Raw genomic sequence first — 3,331 nt, forward strand, 5'->3', positions numbered from 1 at the left:
TGCCACCCGGGATCGCCTGGCCAGCCTGCCGCAGCGCTGGGGCGCCTCCTCGGTGATCGTCATCGGCATTGCGGCGTGGTCGGCGTGCTGGTGGCGATGCTGGCGATGGGCCAGGGCTTCCAGGCCACACTGCAAGCCACTGGCAATGACACCACCGCCATCGTGCTGCGCGGCGGCTCGCAGGCCGAAACCAACTCGGTCATCACCCGCGAGCAGGTGCCTCTGCTGGAAACCCTGCCCGGTGTCGCGCGCGGCGACAACGGCCGCCCGCTGGTATCGCCGGAGCTGTCGCAGGTGGTCAACGTCATCTCGCGCAGCGACGGTACCGACGTCAACGCGCAGTTCCGCGGTGTCGGCGAACAGGCCTGGGCGGTGCACGACAAGGTACGCATCGTCGAAGGGCGCCAGTTCGGTGCCGGCCTGCGCGAGATCGTGGCCGGTCGCGGCGCGCAGAAGCAGTTCCGCGACCTGGAAGTGGGCCGGACGCTCAACCTCGGCAACCAGACCTGGACGGTGGTGGGCATCTTCGAATCCGGCGATGCACACGAGTCCGAGCTGTGGACCGATGCGCAGACCCTGGCCGCCACCTACAACCGCAGCGCCTGGCAGTCGATCACGGTGCGTACCGAGGGCAGGCAGGGCTTTGCGACCTTCAAGGCCGCGGTGGAGGCCGATCCGCGCCTGAAGCTGGATGTGGAGACCACCGCCGACTACTACCGCAAGCAGGGCGGAAGCCTCAACGGACTGCTCAAGGTGCTGGGTACGGTGATCGGCGCGATCATGGCGGTGGGCGCGGTATTTGGCGCGCTCAACACCATGTATGCCGCGGTGGCCACACGGGCGCGGGAGATCGCCACGCTGCGCGCCATCGGCTTCCGCGGCGTGCCGGTGGTCACCGCGGTGATGCTGGAAACCATGCTGCTGGCGCTGCTTGGCGGCCTGCTGGGCGGGGCGGTGGCGTGGCTGGCGTTCAACAACTTCACTGTCTCCACGCTGGGCAACAACTTCAGCCAGGTGGTGTTCCAGTTCAAGGTCTCACCGCCGCTGCTGTGGAGCGGGCTGAAATGGGCGCTGGGGATCGGTCTGGTCGGTGGCCTGTTCCCGGCGCTGCGCGCGGCGCGCCTGCCTATCACCACCGCCCTGCGCGAGACCTGAGGGCTGCGGGCGGCGACGCGGGAACGGTCGTTGCCCGCGCTTCGGCCGGCGCGTTGACAGCGCCATGGCGGAAACCCTCCCTTCACGCATCTATCCGTTTGGTCCATGATGCGCGCCCGCCTAAGTCCTGGCGGGCAGCGCATCTGTGTGAGCGGATGCTGCGTCCCTCCCCCAACGGTGATGCATCTGTCATGGCGCCCCTCGCGGGCGCTTTTTTTCGTAGTTAGAAAGGAAGTCTGAAAGCGATGTATCTGAAGTCAAAACCGCTGCATACCGCCATTGCCCTCGCATTGGCCAGCAGCTGCACCCCCGTTGCGTTCGCGCAGGATGCCACCGACGCCCCGGTCACCCTGGACCGCATCGAGATCACCGGTTCGCGTATCCGCCAGGCCAATGTCGAGACCGCCCAGCCGGTCATCGCCCTGACCCGCGCCGAAATCGAGAAGAAGGGCTACGTCAACGTCGCCGATATCCTGCAGGACGTCACCGCCGCCGGCGCGCCGGCGCTGAGCCGCGCCTCGGCGCTGTCCTCCGGTCGCGACTACGGCGGCATGTTCGTCAGCCTGCGCAACCTCGGTCCCGAGCGCAGCCTGGTGCTGATCGACGGTCGCCGCATGGGGGTCAGCGCCGGCGGCTACTCCGACGTCGGCTCGATTCCCTCGGCCATTGTTGAACGCGTGGAAGTGCTGACCGACGGCGCCTCGGCGCTGTACGGTTCGGACGCCATCGCCGGCGTGGTCAACGTCATCACCCGCAAGAACTTCGATGGCGGCACCGCCAGCGCCTACGTCGGCCAGTACGGTGAAGGTGATGGCCAGAAGCGCGCCTACAGCGCGACGTTCGGCAAGACCTATGACCGCGGCTGGTTCAGCGTCGGCGCCGAGAGCACCCAGGAAGATCCGGTGCTGGGCGGCGCGCGCGAGTTCACCGCCTATCCCAATGGCCCCTACCACCCCACCGATGGTCTGAACGGCACCACGGCATGGGGCTCGGTCACCGTCGATGGCAAGGTGCTCAGCGTCGGTCCGGGTGGCGATCCGTCGAAGAAGGAGAACTTCAAGCCGGTCGACCGCGCCACCTACGCCAACACCAAGACCAACATGACGCTGCTCTCGGCGCTGGAACGCAAGTCGGCCTTCGCCAACGGCGGCTTCCAGATCACCGACGACCTGCGCGTGGTCGCCGACGTGCTGTACAGCGAGCGCGAGTCGGTCAAGCAGCTGGCCGGCTACCCGTACTCGGTGTCCCAGGCGCAGGCCAACAGCGGCGCGCGTGCGGCCCTGTCCAAGGACAGCGCGTTCAATCTCTGGGGCAAGGATGTGCTGTTTTCGCACCGCACCGAGGAGTTCCCGCGTGCGACCAACAACAGCCTGACCACCAAGCGTGCCAGCGTGGGCCTGGAAGGCAGCTTCGAGACCGGTTCGCACTTCTGGGACTGGAACGTGGGCTACATGTTCAACCGCAACGAGGGCGAGCGCCGCACGCTGCAGAGCATGTACCAGCCGAACGTCAACAACGCGGTCGGCGCCTCCTTCATCGATGCCAATGGCGTGGCCCGCTGCGGCAGCGTCGGCAACGTGATCGAAGGCTGCGTGCCGTGGAACCCGCTGGCGCCGATGGGCAGCAACAGCCCCGGTTCGCTCAGTGGCGACCCGGCCGTGCGCGACTACCTGTTCAAGAGCTTCGTCGACGATATCCGCAGCACCACCAAGGTGTTCAGCGCCAATATCTCCGGTTCGCTGTTCTCGCTGCCGGCCGGTGACGTGATGGCGGCGATGGGCGTGGAACACCGCAGCGAGGAAGCCAGCTACACCCCGGACCTGATGGTGCAGAACGGCCAGATCGCCGGCACCAGCGGCAAGCCGACCGCCGGCGACTACACGCTGGACGAGGTCTACCTGGAGCTGCAGGTCCCGCTGCTGGCGGATCTGCCGTTCGTGCGCGAGCTGTCGATGGACGTGGCCGGTCGCTATTCGGACTACAACAACTTCGGTGGCACCACCAACGGCAAGTTCGGCCTGAAGTGGAAGCCGGTCGACGAGCTGCTGGTACGCGCCACCTACGGCACCGGCTTCCGTGCGCCGACCGTGGACGACCTGTACGGCGGCACCGTGACCACCCGTGACCGCATCACCGATCCGTGCGACCGCGCCTTCGGCGCCGCCGCGCGCAATGC

The 3,331-nt window shown here is 67.3% G+C and carries 1 protein-coding gene and 1 pseudogene; both read left to right on the plus strand.

Going from position 1 to position 3,331, the window contains the following annotated elements:
• A pseudogene (locus tag JCM9942_RS12615) lies at positions 1-1,155 on the plus strand (ABC transporter permease); the annotation flags it as partial.
• A gap of 245 nt (positions 1,156-1,400) precedes the next feature.
• A partial coding sequence (locus JCM9942_RS12620) for a TonB-dependent receptor plug domain-containing protein (protein ID WP_054660083.1) occupies positions 1,401-3,331 on the plus strand: 1,931 nt, incomplete at its 3' end.

It is taken from the genome of Stenotrophomonas pictorum JCM 9942 (assembly GCF_001310775.1).
Lineage (GTDB): Bacteria > Pseudomonadota > Gammaproteobacteria > Xanthomonadales > Xanthomonadaceae > Stenotrophomonas > Stenotrophomonas pictorum.